The sequence below is a fragment of the Rhizobacter sp. J219 genome, assembly GCF_024700055.1.
Taxonomy (GTDB): domain Bacteria; phylum Pseudomonadota; class Gammaproteobacteria; order Burkholderiales; family Burkholderiaceae_C; genus Rhizobacter.
Genome location: NZ_JAJOND010000001.1, coordinates 2621085 through 2643889, shown reverse-complemented (window position 1 = coordinate 2643889; position 22805 = coordinate 2621085). Strand labels below are relative to the sequence as shown.

19 protein-coding genes and 2 pseudogenes are annotated in these 22805 nt (G+C 66.8%); 5 read left to right on the top strand and 16 right to left on the bottom strand.

Going from position 1 to position 22805, the window contains the following annotated elements:
- The first annotated feature begins 85 nt into the window (after nt 1–85).
- Nucleotides 86–859 carry a 3'(2'),5'-bisphosphate nucleotidase CysQ gene (gene cysQ / locus LRS03_RS12085; protein ID WP_257825665.1) on the top strand — a complete coding sequence of 258 codons (774 nt, stop codon included), beginning with the start codon at nt 86–88 and terminating at the stop codon, nt 857–859.
- Between the two features lie 20 nt (nt 860–879).
- Here the strand turns inward: cysQ and LRS03_RS12080 are convergent, their stop codons facing one another.
- From LRS03_RS12080 to epsI, 11 genes and pseudogenes are all read right to left on the bottom strand, one after another.
- The gene (locus LRS03_RS12080; protein WP_257825664.1) at nt 880–2280 is read right to left on the bottom strand and encodes an FAD/NAD(P)-binding protein; all 1401 of its coding nucleotides are present in this window, start codon (nt 2278–2280) and stop codon (nt 880–882) included.
- 61 nt (nt 2281–2341) lie between these two features.
- Entirely contained in the window at nt 2342–3457 is a 1116-nt protein-coding gene (locus LRS03_RS12075; protein ID WP_257825663.1) for a polysaccharide pyruvyl transferase family protein, read from the bottom strand.
- 25 nt (nt 3458–3482) lie between these two features.
- Complete coding sequence (locus LRS03_RS12070) at nt 3483–4094, bottom strand: class I SAM-dependent methyltransferase (RefSeq protein ID WP_257825662.1); 612 nt, start codon at nt 4092–4094, stop codon at nt 3483–3485.
- A gap of 40 nt (nt 4095–4134) precedes the next feature.
- Nucleotides 4135–5487 (bottom strand): oligosaccharide flippase family protein, encoded by a 1353-nt coding sequence (locus LRS03_RS12065; protein ID WP_257825661.1) that lies wholly within the window; start codon nt 5485–5487, stop codon nt 4135–4137.
- Between the two features lie 10 nt (nt 5488–5497).
- Entirely contained in the window at nt 5498–6355 is an 858-nt protein-coding gene (xrtB, locus tag LRS03_RS12060; RefSeq protein ID WP_257825660.1) for an exosortase B, read from the bottom strand.
- Between the two features lie 22 nt (nt 6356–6377).
- Nucleotides 6378–7406 carry a chain length determinant protein tyrosine kinase EpsG gene (epsG, locus tag LRS03_RS12055; protein WP_257825659.1) on the bottom strand — a complete coding sequence of 343 codons (1029 nt, stop codon included), beginning with the start codon at nt 7404–7406 and terminating at the stop codon, nt 6378–6380.
- Nucleotides 7298–7711 carry a GNVR domain-containing protein gene (locus LRS03_RS26900; protein WP_374685051.1) on the bottom strand — a complete coding sequence of 138 codons (414 nt, stop codon included), beginning with the start codon at nt 7709–7711 and terminating at the stop codon, nt 7298–7300. Before LRS03_RS26900 ends, epsG begins: the two co-directional genes overlap by 109 nt.
- A 775-nt stretch (nt 7712–8486) precedes the next feature.
- A pseudogene (locus LRS03_RS26895) lies at nt 8487–8741 on the bottom strand (Wzz/FepE/Etk N-terminal domain-containing protein); the annotation flags it as partial.
- Between the two features lie 9 nt (nt 8742–8750).
- Nucleotides 8751–9593 carry a polysaccharide export protein EpsE gene (epsE, locus tag LRS03_RS12045; RefSeq protein WP_257825657.1) on the bottom strand — a complete coding sequence of 281 codons (843 nt, stop codon included), beginning with the start codon at nt 9591–9593 and terminating at the stop codon, nt 8751–8753.
- Complete coding sequence (locus LRS03_RS12040; protein WP_257825656.1) at nt 9590–10546, bottom strand: EpsD family peptidyl-prolyl cis-trans isomerase; 957 nt, start codon at nt 10544–10546, stop codon at nt 9590–9592. The genes epsE and LRS03_RS12040 overlap by 4 nt, the downstream gene beginning before the upstream one ends.
- A gap of 196 nt (nt 10547–10742) precedes the next feature.
- Nucleotides 10743–11453, bottom strand: a complete 711-nt coding sequence (gene epsI / locus LRS03_RS12035; RefSeq protein ID WP_257825655.1) for an exosortase-associated protein EpsI, B-type — start codon at nt 11451–11453, stop codon at nt 10743–10745.
- Nucleotides 11454–12026: 573 nt separating this feature from the next.
- Here epsI and LRS03_RS12030 point away from each other — a divergent pair.
- From LRS03_RS12030 to LRS03_RS12020, 3 genes are all read left to right on the top strand, one after another.
- Nucleotides 12027–13739, top strand: coding sequence for a right-handed parallel beta-helix repeat-containing protein (locus LRS03_RS12030; RefSeq protein WP_257825654.1), 1713 nt, complete (start codon nt 12027–12029; stop codon nt 13737–13739).
- Between the two features lie 118 nt (nt 13740–13857).
- The gene (locus LRS03_RS12025; RefSeq protein ID WP_257825653.1) at nt 13858–15120 is read left to right on the top strand and encodes a right-handed parallel beta-helix repeat-containing protein; all 1263 of its coding nucleotides are present in this window, start codon (nt 13858–13860) and stop codon (nt 15118–15120) included.
- On the top strand, nt 15108–16340 hold the full coding sequence (locus LRS03_RS12020; RefSeq protein ID WP_257825652.1) for a right-handed parallel beta-helix repeat-containing protein: 1233 nt from the start codon (nt 15108–15110) through the stop codon (nt 16338–16340). The genes LRS03_RS12025 and LRS03_RS12020 overlap by 13 nt, the downstream gene beginning before the upstream one ends.
- Before the next feature lie 4 nt (nt 16341–16344).
- On the opposite strand, the gene LRS03_RS12015 is transcribed toward LRS03_RS12020, so the two are convergent.
- The 5 genes from LRS03_RS12015 to LRS03_RS11995 form a co-directional block, all read right to left on the bottom strand.
- Nucleotides 16345–17922 (bottom strand): O-antigen ligase family protein, encoded by a 1578-nt coding sequence (locus LRS03_RS12015; RefSeq protein WP_257825650.1) that lies wholly within the window; start codon nt 17920–17922, stop codon nt 16345–16347.
- A 78-nt stretch (nt 17923–18000) separates the two neighbouring features.
- Nucleotides 18001–18603, bottom strand: coding sequence for a DUF5672 family protein (locus tag LRS03_RS12010; protein WP_257825649.1), 603 nt, complete (start codon nt 18601–18603; stop codon nt 18001–18003).
- A 377-nt stretch (nt 18604–18980) separates the two neighbouring features.
- Nucleotides 18981–19364, bottom strand: coding sequence for a molybdopterin cofactor-binding domain-containing protein (locus tag LRS03_RS12005; protein WP_257825648.1), 384 nt, complete (start codon nt 19362–19364; stop codon nt 18981–18983).
- The gene (locus LRS03_RS12000) at nt 19361–19945 is read right to left on the bottom strand and encodes a xanthine dehydrogenase family protein molybdopterin-binding subunit (protein WP_257825647.1); all 585 of its coding nucleotides are present in this window, start codon (nt 19943–19945) and stop codon (nt 19361–19363) included. Before LRS03_RS12000 ends, LRS03_RS12005 begins: the two co-directional genes overlap by 4 nt.
- Nucleotides 19875–21206: a molybdopterin cofactor-binding domain-containing protein gene (locus tag LRS03_RS11995; protein WP_257825646.1), complete on the bottom strand. Its 1332-nt coding sequence runs from the start codon at nt 21204–21206 to the stop codon at nt 19875–19877. The genes LRS03_RS12000 and LRS03_RS11995 overlap by 71 nt, the downstream gene beginning before the upstream one ends.
- A gap of 236 nt (nt 21207–21442) precedes the next feature.
- On the opposite strand from LRS03_RS11995, the pseudogene LRS03_RS27065 reads away from it, so the two are divergent.
- Nucleotides 21443–22285 (top strand): annotated as a pseudogene (locus LRS03_RS27065) (formyltransferase family protein); the annotation flags it as partial.
- Nucleotides 22286–22805 lie beyond the last annotated feature (520 nt).

Below are 22805 nucleotides of genomic sequence, written 5' to 3'. Positions count from 1 at the left end.
ACAGTAAAAATTTAATGCCAATCGATCGGTGCATGAAAAACTTCGTGTACCTTATTCGAATCCCCTGCTTCGATAAAGGAATTTTGTGACCCTCCCCCTCAACTCAGCGGACGCCTTGCTCGACACCATCGTGAAGATCGCCCGCGATGCCGGCAAGGTGATCCTCGCGGTCTACGCCACCGACTTCAGCACCCGAGGCAAGGCCGATGCGTCACCGGTGACCGAGGCGGATGAGCGGGCCGAGGTGGTGATCACCAACGCCCTGGCCGCCCTGACGCCGGACATCCCCATCGTGGCCGAGGAGGCCGTGTCGGCCGGGAAGATCCCGCAGGTGGGCAACCGCTTCTGGCTCGTCGACCCGCTCGACGGGACCAAGGAGTTCATCAACCGCAACGGCGAGTTCACCGTCAACATCGCGCTCATCGAAGAGGGCCGGCCGACGCTGGGCGTGGTGCTGGCGCCGGCGCTGCAGCGCCTGTTCGCCGGACGGGTGGGGACGGGTGCCTATGTGGAAGACGCCCAGGGCCGCCGCGACATCCGCTGCCGTGCCGTGCCGCCCGAGGGCCTCACCGTCGTCGCCAGCCGCTCGCACGGCGATGCCGCGGCGCTCGACCAGTTCCTGGCCGGGCGCAAGGTGGCGGCGCTGGCGAACGCCGGTTCGTCTCTCAAGCTGTGCCTGGTGGCCGCGGGAGAGGCCGACCTGTACCCGCGCCTGGGCCGCACGATGGAATGGGACATTGCCGCCGGCCACGCCGTGCTGGCTGCGGCAGGCGGCAAGGTGGAGACGCTGACCGGCGAGGCGCTGCGCTACGGCAAGCCGGGCTTCGACAACCCGCACTTCGTGGCCAGCGCCGCCTGAGCGGCCTGCGCGTCTTTTCTTCAGTGCGCCAGCGCGGCGAGGCGCTCGGCGCAGAGCACCTCGGCGAGCGCCTTGGCATGCCGGCGCAGCTCGGGCACCGCGGTGCACTCCCAGTACTGGGCCCGCAGGAAGGGGCCGAGGTAGCGCAGCACGGGTGAGGGGCGGCCCTTGGCGTCGAGCAGGGCGTAGTGGTCGCCGGTGGCCAGGCCCAGGCCGAGCTTGTCAGGGGTGGCCTGGCCGCAGGCGAGCAGCGATTGCATCAGGGGCTCGCGGGCTCGCTTCAGGTCGGTGCTGGGGCCGGTGCAGTTGATCACGTGGCCGACGCGCAGCGAGGTGGCGCCATGCCCGCCGCGTGGGCGATAGACCGCGGTGAGGCCGCCGGCCTCACCGGCCTGCAGTGACTGCAAGCGACCGGCGCGCACCTGCAGCTGACCGCTCTTGAGCAGGGCTCGCAGGCGCTCGTTGAGCGCTGGGGCAAGGCGATGGCGGTGCACGTCCCAGTAAGCCTGCACGTGACGCAGGAACTGCGCACGCTGGCGATGGTCGAGGCGCTGCCACAGGTCGGGCGTGGCGTTGCGCAATGACGCGAGCGTCTCGCGCCAGTCGATGCCCTGGTCGGCCAGCGTGTCGCACTGCGTGCGGATGATCCTCAGCCAGTGCTTGAGATCGGGTGGGCCGGCGAGCAACTCATCGGGCAGGGTGATGCCGATCGGCGGAGCACCGCCGGTGCGGTGGGGCTGCGGCAGCAGGCCGCGGCGCGACAGGCTGATCATCGGGCCTTGGTGGCCGCGCGCTTCGAGGGCGAGCGCGATGTCGACCATCGTGAGGCCGGTGCCGAGCAGCAGCACCGCCTCGTCGCGCCCGATGCGCGACAGGGCATCGGCGCGCCAGGGGTCGCGCACATAGCGGGTGCTGGCGAGCACGGTGCTGTCGTCGAGCCGCGGGTCGGCCGGCGCGAAGTGGCCGAGTGCGAGCACCGTGCGGTCGGCTTCGAGCGACGAGCCCTGGCCGAAGTGCAGCACCGTGCCGTGGTCGGTGAGTTCGAGTGACTCGACGTGCTCGCAGCGGTGCTCGAAGCGCTGCGGCTCCGTCAGCTGGGCTTGTGCCTGGTGCAGCGTCCACTCGAGGTAGTCGCCATAGAGACCCCGGCGCACGAAGGTGCCGCCCTGCACGCCGGGCTCCTGCGTCTGCGCGTAGCGCAGGAAGTGGCCTTCATCGTCTTCGAAGGCGCTCATGCGCGCGGCCGGCACGTTGAGCACGTGGTCGGCGCTGCGGGTGCCGTACGCCACGCCACGGGCCAACAGGCCCGAGCGGTTGATCAGAACGATCTTGAGGTCGGCCTCGACGGCGCGCCGCATGAGGTGCACGGCGGTGAGCGTGCCGCTCAGGCCTCCCCCAACGATGGCGATGGTGCGTGTCATGCGGTTCTCTTTGGCATGTGGTCCGTGTTAGCAAGCCCTGGACCAGTTCGCACCGCCGCTGTCAGCGCGCGAGGAACTGCTTCAAGGCGTTGAGCGATTTCGTCTTGAACTCATCGAGGCGTGCGTACTGCTGCGACTTCATCGCCACCTCGGCGACTTCAATCAGATCGCCCGGCTTCAAGCGAAGGTCGGGGAAGTCGTAGCCGTAGAAGCCCGAGGTCTGCTGATCGGGGTGCACGTGCGGCAGGGTCGACTTCATGCAGTCCACGGTTTCGGAGAAACCGAGCAGCTTCGGGTGGTACGCAATGCACACGATCGGCACACGCTGCGCATACGCCATCACGCAGCCGTGCAGGCGCATCGAGGTGGTGAGGATGGAGCGCGCAAGCAGCGAGCAGACTTCGCGCGGTTCCAGCGCCTCTTGCACGTCGACGACCTTCACGTCGCCGTGATGCTTGGCCAGCTGCGTGGCGATGCGGCGATGCTCGACGCGATCGTCATCGTGCAGAGACGACATCGGCACGAACACGATGGCGGCGTCGAGCTTGCGGGCGAGCGCGGCCAGCTCGTCGGTGATCCAGGTCGTCCAGCCGGCGTCTTCGCTCCAGCGCGGCGCGAGCACCACCGAGATGTAGCGCGAGGGCAGGGCCAGCTTGGCCAGCAGCGGCGTGTCGTGCTGCGGCTTCATCCACAGCACCAGGTCGCCGATGGTTTCGGTCTTCACCCAAGGGGCGATCTTGTTGAGCGAGCGCTCCGAGAGCTTGTCGCGGGTGTAGACGGTGCCCAGCCCCATCAGCGAACGCAGCAGCCGCAGGCGGGCGCGCAAGCCATAGCGCACGCCCGGCTCGACCGAGGAGCCGAGCACCGCGGCCTTGCCTTTGGCGGCCGAGCGCAGCAAGGGCCTCGCGCGGTAGAGCACGGCGGCCGGGTGCGGCTCGATCACGCCGCCGCCGCACACCAGCATCGGCACGCCGGCCAGTTCCTTGCGGCGCTGCGCATCTTGCGGGCCCATGTAGGTGATGGAGTCGAGCGTGCCGGAGCGAAAGCGCGACACCACCGACAGACGATGCTTCAGCCCCAGTTCCTGCAGCATGTCTTGCAATGCCAGCGGCACCGCTTCGTCGCCTGCGTTGCCGAAGCCGAACGACCCGCAGACCGCGATCTGGTCAGATTTCATGAAGGCCTACCGTGAACTCTCGACGTCAGGAAGTGGTGCGCTTGGCAAAGCGATGGATGACCTGGTTTTCCCAGTCGAGGGACTCGGTGGCCTTGAAGCCGGCGTCCTCGAAGACGCTCAGGAACTCGGCCGCGGTGTAGTCGTTGACCCATCCCCCGGCGCGGCGGCCGGTCGCGTTCTTCTCCAGCACGGCGTATGACGCGATGATTTCCGTGGTGCGCGGTGCGAGGTGTTGAAGGAATGAGGGCACGTCATTGACGTACTCGAGCACGCCGCTGAAGACCACCACATCGTGCGTCGGGAAGTCGGGCAGGGGGCGTGCGTTCAGGTCGCACACGATGGTGCCCGGGCCGCGATCGACCAGGTCGCTTGGCGTGTAGCGCGCGGGCTGTTTGAGCATCTTGGCCAGCACCATGCGGCCGGCGCCGAACTCGAGCACCGCCTTGTTGGCCGGGATCATGTCGGCGATCTTCTGGGTGCGCGCGTCCCAGAGGGGGCTCAAGTTGTCGACCTCGCGCCAGCGTCGGTAGTCCGACTTGCCGGTCGTCTTGAGGATGCGGGCGGTCAGGTCGGCCAGCACTTTCTTGGCGGTGCTGCTCACCCGGTACTTGATCGAACGGGGTTTGGTGTAGGTCAAGTCGTCCTCCTCACTCTGAAAACAGTATGTCTGTGAACCATCAGTTGAACGCACGCAGCACCAGCCACCCCGTGAAATAACCCACCAGTCCGGCGGGTAGCGGGCACAGCTCGAGCTTCAACCGGAGGATTCCTCCCTCCAGCAGGCGTTTGTAGACGATGGGAAATACGATCAGCGAGCCCAGCACCGCGCCCATGGCGGCGCCGGACAAGCCCATCACCGGGTACAGCAACCAGATCGCGCCCAGTGACACCGCGGTGCGCACCGCCGCGGCAATCGCGGTGGACTTCACGTCGCCGGTGGTCATCAAGGCCTGTAGCGCGAGCCTTGCCGGGATGGACAAAAGCAGCAACGACAACCACGCGAAGACGTCGGCCGCCTTGGCGTAGCGTTCGTCGTACAGCAGGTCGACGACGATCGGCGCGGTCTCGAACAGGAAGAAGGCGGTGAACCACATCAGTGCGGCGATGGGCACCAGCAGGCGGTAGTACACCTTCGGCAAATCTTCCGGCTTGTTGCGGAAGGTGTTGCTGAGCACCGGGAACGCAACGGCGTTGATGATCTTGTTCAGGCCCTGCTCGATGGCCATGACGAGCAGGTGCGCGATGGCGTACAGGCCCAGCAGGTGGGCCGGCACCAGCGTTCCCAGCAGGAGGCGGTCGCCGCTCAACGCGGTGAAGCCAAGCGCCGAGGCGATGGTCAGCCACTTGCCGAAGCGGAAGACCTCGGCGAACGGCGCCTTGGCAATATGCAGCTTGGGCCAGGTCGGGAACAGCACGTACGAGACGATCAGGCGGAACACGTTGCCGCACAGCGTGCCGATGACCAGGGCCCAGACCGTCGGCGTGACCTGGGCGGCGGTGATCATGCAAAGCAGCGTCACGATCTGGACTGCAAGCTCCAGCTTGACCGTCACCCGCACGTTCATCTGCCGGGCCAGGCCCAGCATGCCGGTCGGCTCGAGCGAGGTGAGCAGGGGCGCAACCGCGAGCGCCATCAGCACATAGGGGAAGACCGGGTCGAGGTAGACGCTCTCGGACGGACCCCATGAATCGCCGAGGGCCAGCAGCCCGCCCGCCACGAGCAGCATCGACAGGAAGATCACGCAGCCGCGGGCGACCTGCACCGTCCAGAGCGTCTGCTTGAACTCGCGGTCTTCGAAGTTCTTGGAACTCACGGCGAGCTGCTGCAGCCCCAGGTCGGAGATCATCGCCAGGCCCTGGATGATCGCCATCGACAACGCCATCAGGCCGAACATCTCCGGGGCGAGCAACCGCGTCATCACGAGGTTGCTGCCCAGACGGATCACGATGGAGATCGCGTAGCCGGCCAAGGTCCAGATCGCAGCCCTGGCAACACCGCGCCGGCCGAACCGGTCATGAGCTTCGGTCATTCACCCTCGCTCACGTTTGTGCGGTGGAAGGAGTCTGGCGGTTGCGCCGGCCGAGCGTGGCTGCCAGCACTGCGTCGAGCGCGAATAGCAGGCCCACAGCCACGGCCATCAGCACGAAGCCCGCAGCGCTGTGCAGGAAGCCAGCGCCGGCTTCATCACCAAAGTGATAGGTGATCAACGACAGGATGGTCACGCGCACGATGTTGGCCATGAAGGCGATCGGCAGGATCGAGGCAATCATGATCAGGTTATGCAAGCGCTGTGCGCGGTGCTTGAAGTAGATGAAGAGCGCGCCGATGGCGGTCAGGCTGAACATGGAGTTCAGGCCCGAGCAGGCATCGGCCACCAGCAGTTGGTAGGGGCCGATGGAGATCATCACGCCGGTGCGGGCGATCGGGTACCCGAGGGCATAGAGAAGGTCGACCACGAGCACCGACACCCAGCTCTTGAGCGAGCCCGTGATGGCATCGACCATGCTGGCCGGCAGGGGCACCAGGAAGAGCAGGTACAGCAAGGGGAACCACGCCGCCTTCAGCGCACCGCGGCCGCCCAGCAGCGCGAGGCCGCTGGCCAGCACGAAGATCTGCGAGGCGAACTCGACACTGGCAACGGAGAAGGCGCGCCCGAAGGCATACAGCACGACGCCGACCGCAAAGAGCGGCCAGCCCAGGGCGTGCAGGGGAGCCGTGGACTGCGTCGCGATGCGCTCGCGTGCGCGCCAGAACAACCACAGCACGAGCGCGAGGATGATCGGCCCGTGGCCCATTTCTTCGCTTTGCCAGAGCGTCTGGCTCGCCGCCCAGTAGACCGGCGCGTACATGGCCGCCAGGCCCGCGAGCAACAGCAGCCACGGGGAGAGGGGGCGCACCGTCGCCACCGTTCGGGTCGACTCAGCGCTCACCGGCCTCACCTTGCTTCTTCAGCTTGGTGGAAGGCTTCGTGAAAGGCGCGTCCACGAGCACCGACCCGACGACCTTGACGCCTGCGTCCTGCATGTGAGCGACAAGATCTCGAAGTTCGGCCGTGCGCGTCATGTTGTTGCGCGCCACCACCAGCGCCGCACCGGCGAATCGCGCCAGCAGCGTCACGTCTGCACCGCAGGTGAGGGCGGGCGTGTCGATGATGATCACATCGAAGGCCGACATGCTCTGCTCCAGGATGCGGGCGAACGACGCCCGGCCGAGCAGTTCTTCGGGGTTGGGAGGGATCGGCCCGGACGGCAGCACCGCCAGACCCGGGATGCCCGGCACGAGCTTGATCACCTGCTCGTGCATCCGGCCCGTCAGCAGATTGGACAAGCCGGTCTGGTTTTCGACGCGGAACAGCGAGTTCTGGCGTGGGTTGCGCAGGTCGCCGTCGATGAGCAGCGTGCGTTCCTTCGCCTGGGCAAAGGTGACCGCGAGGTTGGCGGCGAGCAGGCTGCGGCCTTCGCCGGGACGTGTGCCGATGACCGCCAGGGCCACGCGAGAAGCCCCCTCCCGGAACCAGCGCAATTGCAACTGGCTGCGCAGCGAGCGAAGGCGTTCGCCCTCGGCGCTGAAGGGGCGGTAGGCCACCACCACTTCATCGCTGACCGGGTGGCCGGGGCCGCTCAGGTAGGGGTAGTCGAACTGCAGCGAGAGCGCATAGAAGATGTCGGCTTCGGTCAGCAGCCCGAGCTGCATGCCGGCATCGCCGAAGCGCAGATCACGTTCTTTCTGGAAGTTGATGATGCGTTCAACGTCTTCGATCGCCAGACGCCCTGAACTCACCAGAATCGCCCCAATTGATCGGTCTGCCTCTCGCGCCTTGCCCGAGGACATCGTCGCCATCAGGTGCCCTCTTCCAAGGTAAGTTGTGGCGGGAAGTTTTTGTCCGCCGGTGGTAGGCGCTGCGGCCCGCGCGGGCGGTGCGGGCCTCGCCGGTTCGGGTCGGCCCACGGCGAGACGACGCCCAGTACGGGCACGCCTTCGACGATGTCGAGGTCAGCTGCGCTGCGCACGCGCCGGTCGAGCATCTCCCACCCAAGCGCGGCGGCGATGGCGAGCACCAGGCCCAGCGCTGCGGCGGCCGCCATGTTCTTGGCGATCTTCGGGCTCGACGGCCCGAGCGGCTCGACGGCAGGCGTCAGCACACGGGCGCTGGCCTGGTCGGCTTGGCTTTCGAGCGACACTTGGCTGCGGCGATTGGCCACGGCGTCGTGGGCACGTTGGGCGGTTTCGACGTCGCGTTGCAGCAGCGCCATCTCGTCGAGCTGTGCGCGCAGACCCAGCACGGTGCGCTTCTGCGCTTCGGCCACCGCGGCGAGTTCGGCGATCTTTTGTCCCGTGGCGCGGTTCACCGTGGCGGTCACGCCCGACACGCGGCGCATCTCGGACGTGATCTGCTGCTTGATGCTGGCGATCTGCGCTTCGAGCTGCACGCGCTGCGGGTGGTTGGAGCCGACGATGGAGCTGATTTCCTGGAGCCTCGTTTCGGCGCGGGCGAGCTTCGGACTTGAGGCCCTGCACGACGGCGCTCGACTGCACGTCGGGAGAGGTTTCGGTGCCGGTGTTGCGCTGGCGGCTGTTGGTGTCGGCCAGTTCGGCCTGCGCGGCTGCGAGCTGGGCCATCGTCGTGGCCAGGCGCGAGCTTTCAAGATCGACCCGCTCGGTGGCGATGATGCCGCGCTCGCGCTGGAAGGTCGACAGCTTGCGCTGCGCCTCTTCGAGCTGCGTGCGAAGGATCTTGAGCCGTTCGTCGAAGAAGGTGCCGTACTGGCGAGACGGCTCGATGCGCAACTCGACGCTGAATTCGATGTAGGCCTTGGCAAAGGCATTCGCGGCCGCCGCGACGAAGCGCGGGTCACCGCCGGTGAAGCCGATGTCGATGAGGTTGGTGTTGCGTGCCGGCACCACGCTCAGCCCGTTGCGCAGCATCGACCCGTAATACGACTCGATGGGCACACGGCCCTGCGTGGCCTGGCGCCACTGTTCGACGGCCGCGGGGCCCTCGGTCATGCCGAGCATCTTGGCGACGCGTCCGGCCAGGCGCTCGCTCTGGATGATCTCCACCTGCGTGCCCAGGAACTCGCGCGAGGCGATCGACGGCATCAAGGTCGCCACCAGCGGGTCGGCGCGCACGTCGAGCAGCAGCGAGGTCTCGGCGGTGAACTTCTTCGGCATGCGCAGCGACACCACGAAGGCGACGGCCATGACGAGCACGAAAAGCGCCAGCACCAGCGGCCAGCGCAGTCGCAGGATCAGCAGGATTTGACGGAGGTTGAGACCGTTCATGGCGGCAGGTCAGAAGACGGATTCGCGGACGTAGACCACGTCATCGGCACGCAGCGAATCGTTCATCTGCACGTCGAGGATCTGCACCTTGCCGTCGGCCTCTCGGCGGTGCACCTTCAGCCCGCGGGCCGTGCCGCGCTGGGTGATGCCGCCGGCGCTGGCCAGCGCCTGCACCAGGCTCATGCCGCGCTCCAGGCGCAGCGCGCCGGGGCGGGCGATCTCGCCATAGAGATAGACCACCGGGGCGCGTTCGACCCAGATCACGTCGCCGTTCTGCAGGACGACATCGTCACCGCGGCGGCCGGGGCCGAAGATGCCGGGCAGGTCGATCTCGACACGGTAGGGCTGGCCGTTGCGGCGCCCAACCAGCACCACGGTGTCGGCACCGGTCGCCGACACGCCACCGGCCGTCGCCAGGATGTCGGTCAGCTTGGTATCGGCCAGTTCGAGCGGAAAACGACCCGGGCGGCCCACATGACCGAGCACCGAGACCTGGTGGCCGCGCACCTGTGTGACCAGGATGGAAACTTGCGGCTGCTTGACGAAGTTGCCGTCTCTCAGGCCATCGGCAATCTTCTTCTCGGCCTGCAGCAGCGTGAGGTTGCCGATCGCCACCGAGCCGATCAGCGGGAAGGAGATGACACCTGTTTCGCTGACGCGCGCTTCAAGCGTAAGGTCGGGGTTCTGGAAGACGGTGATGCGGATCACGTCGCCGGCGGCCAGGCGGTATTGCGCACTCGCGGTGCCGGCGGCTTGTGCGAAGGCGGGTTGCACGAAAGCGGTGAGGCACAGGCCGGCCAGCAGCGCAGCGCCGGCGGCGATCTGGTGAAACAGGCGGTGGGACTTGCTCATTTCGGGTTCTCGCTGGTGCCTGCGGTCGTGCCTTGGCCAGAGGCCGGGTCTTGCGACGTGACGGCAGGCGACGGTTGCGATGCGGCCGCCTCGGCCTGGCCGGCAAAGCTGCCGAGGTAGCGAATGCCGGCGGCGGCACGCAGCGCCTTGATGTCATCGGCAATGATGCGGCGCTTCTGGTCGTTGAGCAGGAACTGCTCGATGGCGGACTTGGCGCGGGCCAGCTCGACCGGCTCCAGGCGCGAGTTGGCCATGGCGATCACCTGCAGGCCGTTCGGCTTGGCCACGATGAGCGTTTCACCCTCCTTCATCTTGGCGAAGGACGCAAGGCTGTCGAGCGGCAGTTGCTCCGCGGGACGCACGGCTTGGTTGAAGTCGAACTTGATGTTGTTGGCACGCAGGTAATCGGTCAGCTCGATCAGTGCCTTGCCCGATTGCGCCTTCTCGCGCACGGCGTCGATCTGCGCCGGCGCGGCTTCAATCAGCCACTCCTGCAGTCGATAGACGCGCCGCTCTGCGAAGAGTGCCGGGTTGTCGTTGTAGTACTTGTAGACCTGGGCCTCGCTTGGCTTGCTGGCGCCTTCACCGACACGCTCGTAGTAGGCGCGGGCCAGGACCTCGCGGCGCGCGGCTTCGAGCTGCTGCATCACACGCGGGTCGCGGTCGAGCTTGATCTCGCCGAGCTTCTGGATCGCCAGCTCCTGGTCGATCAGGCGCTCGAGTGCCTGCTTGCGCGCGGCCTCGACCTGCTCGGGCCGCAGGCCCCGCTGCTGCTCGAGCACGAAGTTGACCTGGTGGATCGTGATCTCTTGCTTGTTGACCTTCGCGACCACCTGCGAGGCAGGCTTGTCATCGGACTTGCCGCAGCCCGCGAGAAAGGTTCCCGACACCGCGATCACGCATGCGACGGCAGGCCATGTGCGTTGCTTGCCGGGTTGTCGCTGCGGGTTCATTCAGGCTGTCTCCGGACTGGGTTCGTCAAGGGGATCGCATTGCATCGAAAGCGGGGCCTGAGTGCTCGCAGGCGCGCGCTGAGACCCTGAAGCTTTTGAGTGTAGCGGTTGAGTTTGTTCCGGCCCGCACCCGGATTGAGGGGGCGAACGAGGCCTGCGTCAGAGGTGTGAAATGTTCACTTCCGGCGTCCACGATTCACATCGTTTTCGCTCGCGAAGGCGGGCCTGAAAGGCCGCTCAAACGCACGCGGTCTGCTGATGCGGTGGCGGCAAGCAGATCGTTCACGAAGCGGTCATGTTCGACGTAGGCGCGTTTCGAATCGCCGTCGATCGAAGAGACGCGGAACAGCAGGCCGTCGGGAATCTGCCCGGTGAGCGTGGTGCGGATCTCGGCCATGCGTTGCTCGAAGCGCGAGCGCACCGTTTGATCGCCAAGCGTGAACCAGTAGGTGACGGGTTCTATGCGGCTCCCGAGCTGCGTGTTCATGCGCCGCCCGGGAATCGCGCCGTAGGCGGTGCCGATCTCGGCGCTCTCGCTGTGCAGCAGGTTGAAGCCTTGGGCCGGGTAGCAGACCTCCGGCTTGTGCGCTTGCAGTGCACCACGCTGGTGGCTGCCATACGCCACTGACAACATGATCCGGTAGCCCTGCGGGTTGACGTAGGTGCGGCTGAGCACCTGGCCATAGAGCTTGTCGAGCAGCTGCTGTGTCTGCGGGTTGACCACGAGCACGGCCTGCGCGGAATCGAGGCGCCACTCGCCAAACTGCCGGGGGATGGCTTGCTCGAGCAGGATGCTCGGCGCCAGCTTCCGCGTTTGCGTATTGGGCTGCGGCACGAAGGCCATGATGACCGACGCCGAGCACATCAGCGCTGCCAGCAAGGCGGCGATTCGAAGCCTGGACACCATGAACGCGATTCCTCGGGGGCGACGGCCCGGGCAAATTCTGCCGTGGGCGGTGGCGTCCGGCTGGAGCGCAGGGGCCGAACCCCGGCAAATGCGGTGGAAATACCGCCCATCTCCCGCGCTTCCGGGGTGGCCCGCCTGTGCCTGCCTGTTACGACGGTTCTGGTTTGTAAGTTTTTCGACACACCGCCTCGGCGCCTCGTCGGCCGCAAACCCCCTAGTTGTGGGGGTCTCGGGTGGTTTCCGTTGCCTTCTAGAGAAAACCCCGGCGGATACGTGTTGACAGGTCGACTTACAGCGCCTAGGTCGGCCGCGCCGAAACTGCTCATACCAAGTCTGCAGTCCCGGAAGACCGGGGCTCAGGCTGGCTAGGCCGAGGTCTCTGCGTGATGGTGATGCACCGAAATGGTGGCAGCCGCTCAGGTTGGTAGTCCTCAATTTTGAAGCGTGTTGCAAACCCCCTTGTTGTGCGACGCCCGAAGCAGCCCCGAAACGGGCGTCAACTTACCGGAATTTGAAATGTTGTCTTTCTCGACTGAAACCCGACTGAAGCTGATCCCCCTGTCTGCCCTGTGCATGGCCCTGGCGGCCTGCGGCGGCAGCGACACCTCCACCACGGAAGGTGCCCAGGCCGACTCTGAAACGCCGACCGAATCTGCCCTGGGCGTCGTGGCGCCTCCTGCGCCCGTGCCGACCGGCTGGACCCGTGTGGCCAACGAGAACCAGCGCTTCACCCTGACGGCGTTGACCACCGTGCGCTACGGCTCGGGCAGTTCGTATGTCCAGCGCAGCTTCGCCGCCGGGACGTATACCTGCGGGAATGCCATCTTCAACCGTGACCCGCGTCCGCAATACGCGAAGGCCTGCTATGTGCCGCCGGTGACTGCTCCGGCTCCCGCGCCGGCACCTGCTCCCGCCCCGGCACCGGCACCTGCCCCCGCGCCGGCTCCTGCTCCCGCACCGGCTCCGGCCCCTGCCCCCGCACCGGCACCGGCACCGGCACCTGCCCCCGCGCCGGCTCCTGCTCCCGCACCGGCTCCGGCCCCTGCCCCCGCACCGGCACCGGCACCGGCACCGGCACCGGCTCCGGCTCCGGCTCCGGCTCCGGCTCCGGCTCCCACCCCTGGCGCCCCGACCTACTACTTCTCCGACTGCCAGGCTGGCGCCGCCACCGGCTGCGTCCCCGGCAGCAACGGCAACCCTGGCACCCAGGCCCTGCCCAAGCAGAACCTGTCGGGCATCAACGTGAACGCGCTGCCCGCCGGCACCCGCCTGCTGTTCAAGCGTGGCGGCGCCTGGGCGAACTTCGCCGTGTCGCTCGACAACCCCAACGCGACCGCTGCCGCGCCCCTGACCTTTGACGCCTGGGGTACCGGCTCTGCTCCGCTGATGCGCATCGCCTCCGGCAACATGTTCAACATCGGCGGCGGCTGGGGCAACACCACCAACGACGGTGGCTACCTGATCCGCAACCTGAAGATGGACGGCATGAACACCGCCGAATGGGGTGTCTGGTTCATCCAGAACGTGCATGACGTGACCTTCGAGAACAACGAGATCACCGGCTTCCGCATCGGCATCAACTCCAACGACGGTGCGCCTTACGGTGTCTCGCACATCACGCTGCGCAACAACCACATCCACCGCAACCGTGCGATGGGCCTGCTGGGTCACTACCACGACATGCTGATCGAGGGCAACCTGTTCGAAGCCAACAACTTCGGCGGCAGCACCTTCGACCACGGTTCGTACATCGGCGGCGGCGAGAACATCACGATCCGCAACAACCGCTACCTGCGCAACTCGTCCGTGAACGGTGTCTGCACCGGCGGCAACATGACCTTCCACGGCCAGATCAACGGTGCCCTCATCGAAGGCAACACCATTGAGCAGGACGCCGCGACGGCCAGCTGCTGGCTGATGTCCATCACCCAGGGTTACAGCACGGCTGAAGCCTTCCGCAACTTCGTGGTGCGCAACAACAAGCTCATCAACGGCGGCAACACCGTGATGGCAGTGCAGTCGGCGCCTGGTGTGGTGATCGAGGGCAACGTGGCGATCAACACGCAGGCCACCTCGCAGACCGCCTTCGCGATCGGCAGCGGCCCCGGCCCCTACGCCGACGGCGATGCCGGCGACGCCAACGCCGTGGTGCGCAACAACACCGCCTGCCGCGCCAACGCCAGCGCAGCCGGCTCTGTGGCGAGCGTCAACTCCCCGGGCGCCACCGTCACCAACAACGTGGCCGTGACCGGCGCGGCGGCGACCACCGGCATCTGCGCCCGCTGATCAGCGGTAGCAACCCTCCGGCTTCGTCCGGCAAAGGCCTCGCAGCGTGCTGCGAGGCCTTTTTCATGGGCCGCGTGTATTCTTGCTGCGCCTCAACTCGGTGTCGCGGAGAAAGCAGATGCGGATTCACAAGCGGATGGAGATGGCCTGCCTGGTGGCCCTGGCGTGCATCAGCGCCGGCTGCTCCACCTCGGCGTCGGCGATCGGCCGCACCTATTACTTCTCGGATTGCCAGCCGGGCGCCGCCAAGGACTGCGTACCGGGCGACGACAGCAACTCCGGGCAGACCGAGCGTTCGCCCAAGCGCACGCTGGCCAGCGTCAACATCAACTCGCTGCCGGCCGGCAGCAAGCTGCTCCTCGCGCGGGGTGGGGTCTGGGTGCAGGGCTTGATGCTGTTTGACAACCCGCGTGCCACCGCCGAAGAGCCGATCGTCATCGATGCCTACGGCAAGGGCGACAAACCGTGGATCCAGGTGCCCAACACCAAGAACGGCGCCTTCCTCTTCGGCCTCTACAACAACACCAATTACGACGGCGGCTACACGCTGCGCAACCTCAAGATCGACGGCATGGGCAGCTCCGACTGGGGCTTCTTCCTGGTGCACAACCTGCACCACGTGACCATCGAAGACAGCGAGATCACCGGCTTCCACATCGGTATCCATTCGCAGGCGCGTGGCCCGAAGGGCGTGACGCACGTCGTCATCCGCAACAACAGCATCAGCCGCAACAAGGGCATGGGCATCCTCGGCCAGTTCAGCGACAGCGTGATCGAGGGCAACCTCTTCGAAGCCAACAACTTCAGCGGCAGCACCTTCGACCACGGCACCTACCTCTCGGGCACCGATCCGTACAGCGGCAAGAACGTCACGCTGCGCAACAACCGCTTCATCCGCAATTCCACCGTCAACGGCCAGTGCAAGGGCGGCAACATGACCTTCCACGGCCAGATGGACGGCGTGGTGATCGAGGGCAACACCATCCTGCAAGACAGCGCGGCCCCGCAGTGCTGGGGCATGTCGATCACCCAGGGCTACAACACGCCGGAGTGGTTCCGCAACTTCGTGGTGCGCAACAACAAGTTCGTCAACCTCGGCAACACCGGCATGGCGGTGCAGTCGGCGCCGGGCATCGTGATCGAGGGCAACGTCTTCATCAACACGCAGTCCACGCCGCAGACGGCCATCGCCATCGCCGGCAACCGCGACTACCCGAACGGCGACGTCGGCGATGGCGACGCCGTCGTGCGCAACAACACCGCCTGCTTCCAGTCGCCGTCGGGCAGCGCCGCCGCGCGTGTGCTCGCGGCCAACAGCAAGGTCGACAACAACGTGGTGCTCTCGGGCGCCGCAGCCAAGACCGGCGTGTGCGCGCGCTGAGCACGCTGGCGCTGGCGGGCGCCTTCGCAGTTGCGGCGCCCGCGCATGCGGCCACCTATTACTTCTCGGACTGCCAGCCGGGCGCAGCCAAGGGCTGCGTGCCAGGCGACGACGCCAACGACGGGCTGAGCCCGAAGAGCCCGAAGCGCAGGCTCGAAAGCGTCAATCTCAACGCCTTGCCGGCCGGCAGCAAGCTGCTGCTCGCGCGAGGCGGTGTGTGGGTGCAGTCGATGATGATCATCGACAACCCCCACGTCACCGCCGAGAAGCCGCTCGTGTTCGACGCCTACGGGCAGGGCGAGCGCCCCTGGCTGCAAGCGCCCGGCGTGAAGAATGCGGTCTTCATGTTCGGCAAGTACAACAACACCTCCTACGACGGCGGCTACACGCTGCGCAACCTGAAGCTCGACGGCATGGGCACTGCGCAGTGGGGTCTCTTCCTCATCCACAACCTGCACCACGTCACCATCGAAGACAGCGAGATCACCGGCTTTCACATCGGCATCCATTCCCAAGCCCGGGGACCGCACGGGGTGAACCATGTGGTGATCCGTCGCAACGCGATCAGTCGCAACAAGGGCATGGGCATCCTGGGCCAGTTCAGCGACAGCGTGATCGAAGACAACCACTTCGAAGGCAACAACTTCTCGGGCAGCGACTACGACCACGCCATCTACCTCTCGGGCAACGAGGCCGGTGGGCGCAACAACATCGTGCGCCGCAACGTGTTTCGCCACAACTCGGTGGTCGACGGCGTGTGCCGCGGCGGCAACGTCACCATGCACGGCCAGATGGACGGCATGCTGATCGAGGGCAACACCATCGAGCAGCGGGCCTCGGCGCGCAGCTGCTGGGGCTTCTCGATCAACAGCGGCTACAAGACGGCGGAGTGGTTCCGCAACTTCGTGATCCGCGGCAACACGGTGGTCAACCTGGGCGAGTGCGCCTTCTGCCTCAACGCCTCGCCCGGCATCGTGGTCGAGAACAACCGCGTCTTCAACGACCAGACGAGCGCCCACACCGCTGTGATGATCGCCCGCGGCAACAAGGGCCCGGGCGATGCCGACGACCGCGATGCGGTGATCCGCGGCAACGTGGCGTGTTTCCCGGCCGCTGCGTCGAGCCAGGTTGCCGTGCGAGTGGCCTCTCACGGCGCAAGCGTCAGCGACAACCTCACCTTGACCGGCGACGCCGCGACGCGCGGCGCCTGCGCGCGTTGAGTCGCTAGAGCATGCGCCCCGGCACGTGGTGGCGTGTCGACATCACGTAGGGCTTCTTGGTGACCGCCTTGGCCGTGCCGGCCGAGGTGACCGGCTCCCCGCGCGCCACCAGCTGCGTGAATCCGACCATCAGGCCGACCAGGCACCAGTAGATCGGGTAGACGAAGAAGATGGGGCTCACGGTGGCGATGGTCACGAGCACGCCGACCATGGTGGCGAGCAGCGAACGGCCCAGCACATGGCGCTCGTCGTTGTGCTTGTCGAGCTTCAGGAGGGTGGTGAACACGCCCCACATCGCGACCAGGACGATGCCCGCGAACAGCGCCAGCGAGACGAGGCCACCCTTGAGCGCGATCATGATGTAGGTGTTGACCACGTCGATGATGCCGTCGTTGCCGCGCAGCGCCTCGATCTCGGGGATGAGCGCGAAGTCGAAGTTGCCGAAGAACGGGTATTGCATGATCACCCGGACGGCGACGTCGAAGAGGTTCTCGCGGAAGTCGACGTTGCGCGAATCGACGGTGCCGATCCAGGGCAGGTGGTCGATGATCGTCATGCCCGCCTGCGTGCTCAGGAGCAGCGGCAGCGACAGCAATATTGCGCCGATGATCTTGCCGAAATTGCCGATCGGCGACGGCCCGAGCAGGATGAAGACCGCGATGATCGCCACGCCGCCGACCCAGGGTCCGCGTGCAAACGCGCCGATGATGCCGGCGAACATCAGCGCCATGCCCAGGCGGCGCAGCCAGGGGTTCTGGATCAGCGTGCGCACGTACAGGTAGATGCCGATGCCCACCGCCGCGGTGTAGCCGGCGATGATCGATTGACCGGCTGTGCCCTCGGCACGCAGCATGCCCGAGCGGATCAGGTAGCCGCGGTCGCCCATGCTCACGCCGAGCGCGCGTTCGAGCGACGAGTAGAGCAGCCAGCGGCGCAGGAACTCGAAGGCCACCAGCGCGCAGAACACCCACAGGCCCACGACCAACGCCCCCATCGCTTCACGGAACGCCGGCATCGAACGCAGCGACCGGCTGCTCACGTAGTACAGCAGGAAGACGTTGGTGAACGCGTAGAAGACGCTGTCTCGCATCACGCTCGGCAGGGTGCGCTCCGGCAGCGTGAGCACGATCTCGAGCGCGAACATCGCGATCATGATCTTGTCGGTCACGAGCCTGCCGAACGGCTCGACGTCGGCACGCTTTCGCAACTGCCACCAGGCCGGCACGAGGATGAACAGGGCGAGCAGCCGCAGCGGGTCGATCGCGAACAGCTCCTTCACGATGCCGCCGCCGGAGATCGAGGCTGTCAGACGCGGCAGGCAGACCAGCACCGCGAGGTGCAGGGCGCACTTGTTCGGCTCGTCGCGCGACAGGAAGATGATCGCCACCGTCGCGAGCGCGGCGAAAAGCCAGAAGTTGTGGGCGAGAAAGGCCGTGAGCGTCAGCGCAAACCACAGGTTGCGGCGCCGGTTGAAGTCTTCGACCGTGGTGATCCCGCTCGTCGTGATCGCCTTCTTCGCGAACAGGAACACCACCCACGCGATGGGCAGGATGAAGACGAGGGCTCTCAGATGCTCAGGCAACCAGCTTCTCCGGTACAGCAGATGGGCCGCGAGGGCGACGAAAAGCCAGTGTAGTTTCCCGGCGCCACGACCTGGGGTTCAGTCGACTTTTTCGAGCGTGTGGAAGGTCGATCGCGGCACCAGCCCTTCGAGCCTGTAGCCGCAGGCCTCGACGTGCGGGCGGAAGAAGTCGAGGTCGTAGCGCGTCCAGGCGTGGCAGCCGAAGGGCAGGCGCTCGCCGTTCAGCTTGTAGAGCCGGCGGGGCAGCGTCTCGAACGAGAACTGGCGCGCCTCGTCGAACGAGGCGACCTTGAACCACGGCAGATGGCGATTCACGACCAGGCCCCAGAAACTGTCTTCGCCGCGCGTGTAGTGGATCGTCGGGTCGCCGCCAAAGAGCATGCGCGGAAGATCGGTGACGGCGCGGCGCAGCGCCTGCAGCGGCTGGTGGCGTGCTTCCGAGAGCAGCAGGCGCAGCCACAGCCGCTTCGAGAGCCGGCCGCGCAACATGGCCGAGACCTTGCGCAGCGAAAACCCGCCGTTGCCCACGCCGTGAACGGCCGCGTTGTCCTTGGCCGCAACCATGCCTTCGAACCAGGGGGCGCCGATGTAGTCGAGCCCACGCTCGCACCAGGCGGCAAGTTCGTCGCGGAAGACGAAGGCGTCGGTTTCCGTAGAAGAGCACGTACTCGTACTGCGCATAGCGCCGGTACAGGAAGGGCTCGATCTTCATCAGCGTGAAGTTCGCGTAGCTCGACTGCCAGTGCGGCGGGATGTGGTCGACCTCGATCTGGGGGATGACGGCGCGGTAGGCGCTCGTGTCCATGCCCTCGGGGCAGACGAGCCTGATCGGGTAGTGCCCCAGCACCTTGAAGCACTGCCGCAGCGAAATCTCTTCCAGCGGCGTGAAGGTGGGTTGGTGCACCGTGATGAGGATGACAACCCGCTTGGAATCTTTCATGTGTGGACCGGCCAGCGCATCGTGCAGCGGCCGATTGTTGCCGCTGCCAGCACGGTGGGAACCCACTCAATCGAGGGCCGCGCCCGTGACGCAGATCACGCCGCTGCGGCGGCGCCCGTCACGCCCACGCGAGCCTGGCGCGCTGAATCGGCAGTTCGCGCACCCGGTGCCCGGTGGCGCGGAAGATCGCGTTGCACACCGCGGGTGCGACGGGCGGCAAGGCCGGCTCGCCGAGGCCGCCGATCGGGTTGTCGGAGCGCAGGAAGTGCACCTCGATCGCCGGCGCATCGGCCATGCGCAGCAGCGGGTACTCGTGGAAGTTGCTCTGCTTCGCCCGACCGCCTTCGATGTCGACCACCTGCAGCCAGGCGGCGCTCAGGCCATCGAGGATGGAACCCTGCACCTGGGCCTCGGCGCCGCTCAGATTGACGATTTGCTCGCCGACGTCGCAGACGCAGACCACCCGGTTCACGCGTAGCTGACCCTCGGGCGACACCGTCACCTCGGCCACCTGGGCGACATAGCCGCCGTAGCTTGCGTGGAACGCGATGCCCTGCGCCTGGCCGCGGGGCAGGGGGCGACCCCACTGGCTTTTTCCGCCACCGCCTGCAGCACGCGGCGCATGCGCTCGACCTGGTACACGCCCTGCCGCGAGAAGAACCCGCCGGGCCGCATTTCCTTGCGGTCGCCGAGCAGGGCGAGGCGGAAGGCCAGCGGGTCCTGCTTTGCGGCATGCGCCAGTTCGTCGACGAAGCTCTGCACCACCCAGGCGCTCACGTTCGCATGCGGCGCCCGCCACGCGCCCATCGGCACGCCGCAGTCGATGGCGCTCTGCTCCACCGTGCAATCGGCCACCCAGGGTGCCGGGAATTCCTGGCCGAGATGCGGGTCGATCGGGCCGCCGCGCCCGAAGCCGACGAAGTGGTCGTGCCAGGCGACCACATCGCCCCTGGCGTCGAGGCCGCCTCGCAGGAGGTGGAAGCCGGCAGCGCGAAAGTGGTCGTGCTGCAGGTCATCTTCGCGCGACCACACGAGCTGCACCGGCCCCGACGAGCGCATGGCGATGGCGGCGGCCTCGACCACGTAGTCGCTCGACAGTCGCCGGCCGAACGAGCCGCCCCCCACGCACGATGTGCATCTGGATCGCGGCGGGCGGCACGCCGAGGCTCTTGCTCACGTGGTCGCGCGCCCACGCAGGCGCCTGCGACGCCGTCCACAGCTGCAGGGCGCCGTCCTTGAACCAGGCGGTGCAGTTGAGCGGCTCCATGGCCGCGTGGGCGATGAACGGGTAGGTGTAGAAGGCCTCGACACGTTGCGAGGCCGAGGCCAGCGCCTTGGCGACGTTGCCTTCTTGGCGCGACACATTGGCGCCCGGCTGCCGGGCGATGCGCGCGGCCTGCTCGGCGAAGGCGCTCCAGCCCTGTTGCACCACCGGGCTGTCGGCCCACTGCACCTTGAGCTTCTTGCGCGCGCTGAACGCAGCCCAGGTCGACTCGGCCACGATCGCCACCCCCGGTCGCAGGCCGAGCACGCCGCCGATGCCCTCGACGACAAAGGCATCGAGCACACCGGGCAGGGCCTTCACCTCGGCGAGATTGGCGCTTGCAACACTTGCGCCGAACACCGGGCTCTTCTCGAACACCGCATGGCGCATGCCGGGCAGGCGCACGTCGATGCCGAAGAGCGGTGCGCCGCGCACGATCTTGTCGTTGTCGACGCCACCCACACGCGTGCCGACGAGCTTGAAGTCGCGCGGTGACTTGAGCTTGACGGCGCGACCCGTGGGCACCGGCAAGGCGGCGGCGCGCGTGGCCAGCTCCCCGTATCGCAATGAGCGGCCCGAGGCGCGGTGATGCACCGTGCTCAGCGCGGCGTGGCACTCCTGCGCGGGCACGCCCCAGGCGTTGGCGGCAGCCTGCACAAGCAAGGTGCGTGCGGTCGCGCCGAGCAGGCGAAACGCTGCGTAGTTCTTGAGCGTGGAGCTGCTCGCGCCGCTGAACTGGTTGCCGTAAGCCTCGTCGAGGGCCCCTTGTTCGACGACCACGTCTTTCCAGTCGACCTCGAGTTCCTCAGCCAGCACCATCGGCAGCGCCGTCTTCACGCCCTGTCCGACCTCCATCTGCTTGGAGACGAGCGTCACCACGCCGTCAGTCGTAATGCGGATGAAGACGCTGGGCTTGAACTCGCTGGCGGCCTTGGCGCGGTGTGGCGGCTCGGCTGCGGTGGCCGCGTCGCCCGACGCACGCAGGACCAGGCCGAGCACGAGGCCGCTGCCGGCCAGAGAGCTGACTGCAAGAAATTTCCGGCGGCCGAGGCGCTCGGCTTGTGCAGGCGTTCGGGTCACGTCGCGTGTGGATCGAAAGGCTGCGGATTATTTCACTGGCGATGCCGCCGATTCTCGTTTGGCCCCACGGTCTTACGCTCAACTAGGGGGTCTGGACCCCCAATATTGCCGCACATAATTCCGCGGGTTTTTGCGTAGCTTGGGCCCGTCATCGGCGTGTTTTTTCGGCGATGCACGATGTGCGTTGTGTCACGACCCAGCCCTTGCCCGCCCCCGGCAATTGACCAAGAGAAAACATGGCGAACTCAGTGCGTAGCGTCCTCATCGGTTCCGAATCCCTGCTGATCCAATGCGGGCAGGTTCTCGAGCAGGCGGGCCACCAGATCGTGGCCGTGGTGACGACGCGTGCCGCCATCCGCCGCTGGGCTGCGGAAAAAGGCATTCGCGTGCTGGCCGACTCGGCCGCGCTCCTCGCCGCGCAAGACATCCGCCCGTTCGACTACCTGTTCTCGATCACCAACCTCTCGGTGCTGTCTCCCGAAGTGATCGCGATGCCCACGCGTGCCGCGATCAACTTCCACGATGGCCCGCTGCCCGAATACGCCGGCCTCAACACGCCGGTCTGGGCCATGCTCAACGGCGAAGGCCGCCACGGCATCACCTGGCACCTGATGACGAACCAGGTCGACCAGGGCGACATCCTGGTGCAGCGCCGATTCGATCTCTCCGAAGGCGAGACTGCGCTCACGCTCAACACCAAGTGCTTCGAAGCCGGCATGGAAAGCTTCGAAGAGTTGGTGAAGGGGTTGACGGAAGGCTCGCTGCAGGGCCGCCCGCAGACCGAAGGCGTGCTGAAGTATTTCGGCCGCAAGGATCGGCCTGCCGCAGCTTGTGCCATCCGTTGGGACCAACCTGCCGCACAGATCGCCACGCTCGTGCGTGCGCTCGACTTCGGCACCTATGCCAACCCGATCGGTGCGGCCAAGGCGCTGTACAACGGCCAGTTGGTGATCGTGCCTGAGCTGCGTGTGACGGAGACGGCCTCGACGCAGCCCGCCGGCACCATCGTGTCGGCGAACGAGCATTCGGTCGTCGTCGCGACGGCCGACGTCGACGTCGAGTTCAAGCGTCTGGAAACACTCGACGGCAAGCCGCGCTTCCTCAACTGCCCGGTGCTCGACCTGCGCGCCGGTAGCCGCTTCGAGGTGCTCGATGCGGCCACCGCCGATCAGCTGAGCAGCATCAACGCCACGCTGTCCGCACACGAGACCTTCTGGCTGCGCCGCCTCGAAACCCAGGTGCCGCTGGAGCTGCCCTACATCGACCGCAGCGCGGCGCCGGTCGCCACGCAGTGGCAGCAGCTCGATGCGGCGCTGCCGGCCGGTGACGCCGATGCGCGCATCGCGGCCCTCGTCGGCTACCTCGCACGCCTCACGGACAAGGACGGCTTCGACCTCGGCTTCGCCGACCCCGCGCTGCGCCGCGCCGTGGGTGCTGCGCCGGCCTGGTTCGCGCAACAGGTGCAGCTGCGTGTCTCGCTCGACTTCACGCGCGGCTTCGATGCGCTGCGCAGCGCCATCGCCGACGAGCTGGCCACGCTGCGCAAGCGCGTGGGCTACGCCAGCGACATCGTGGCCCGTTCGCCCGAGCTGCGCGCCG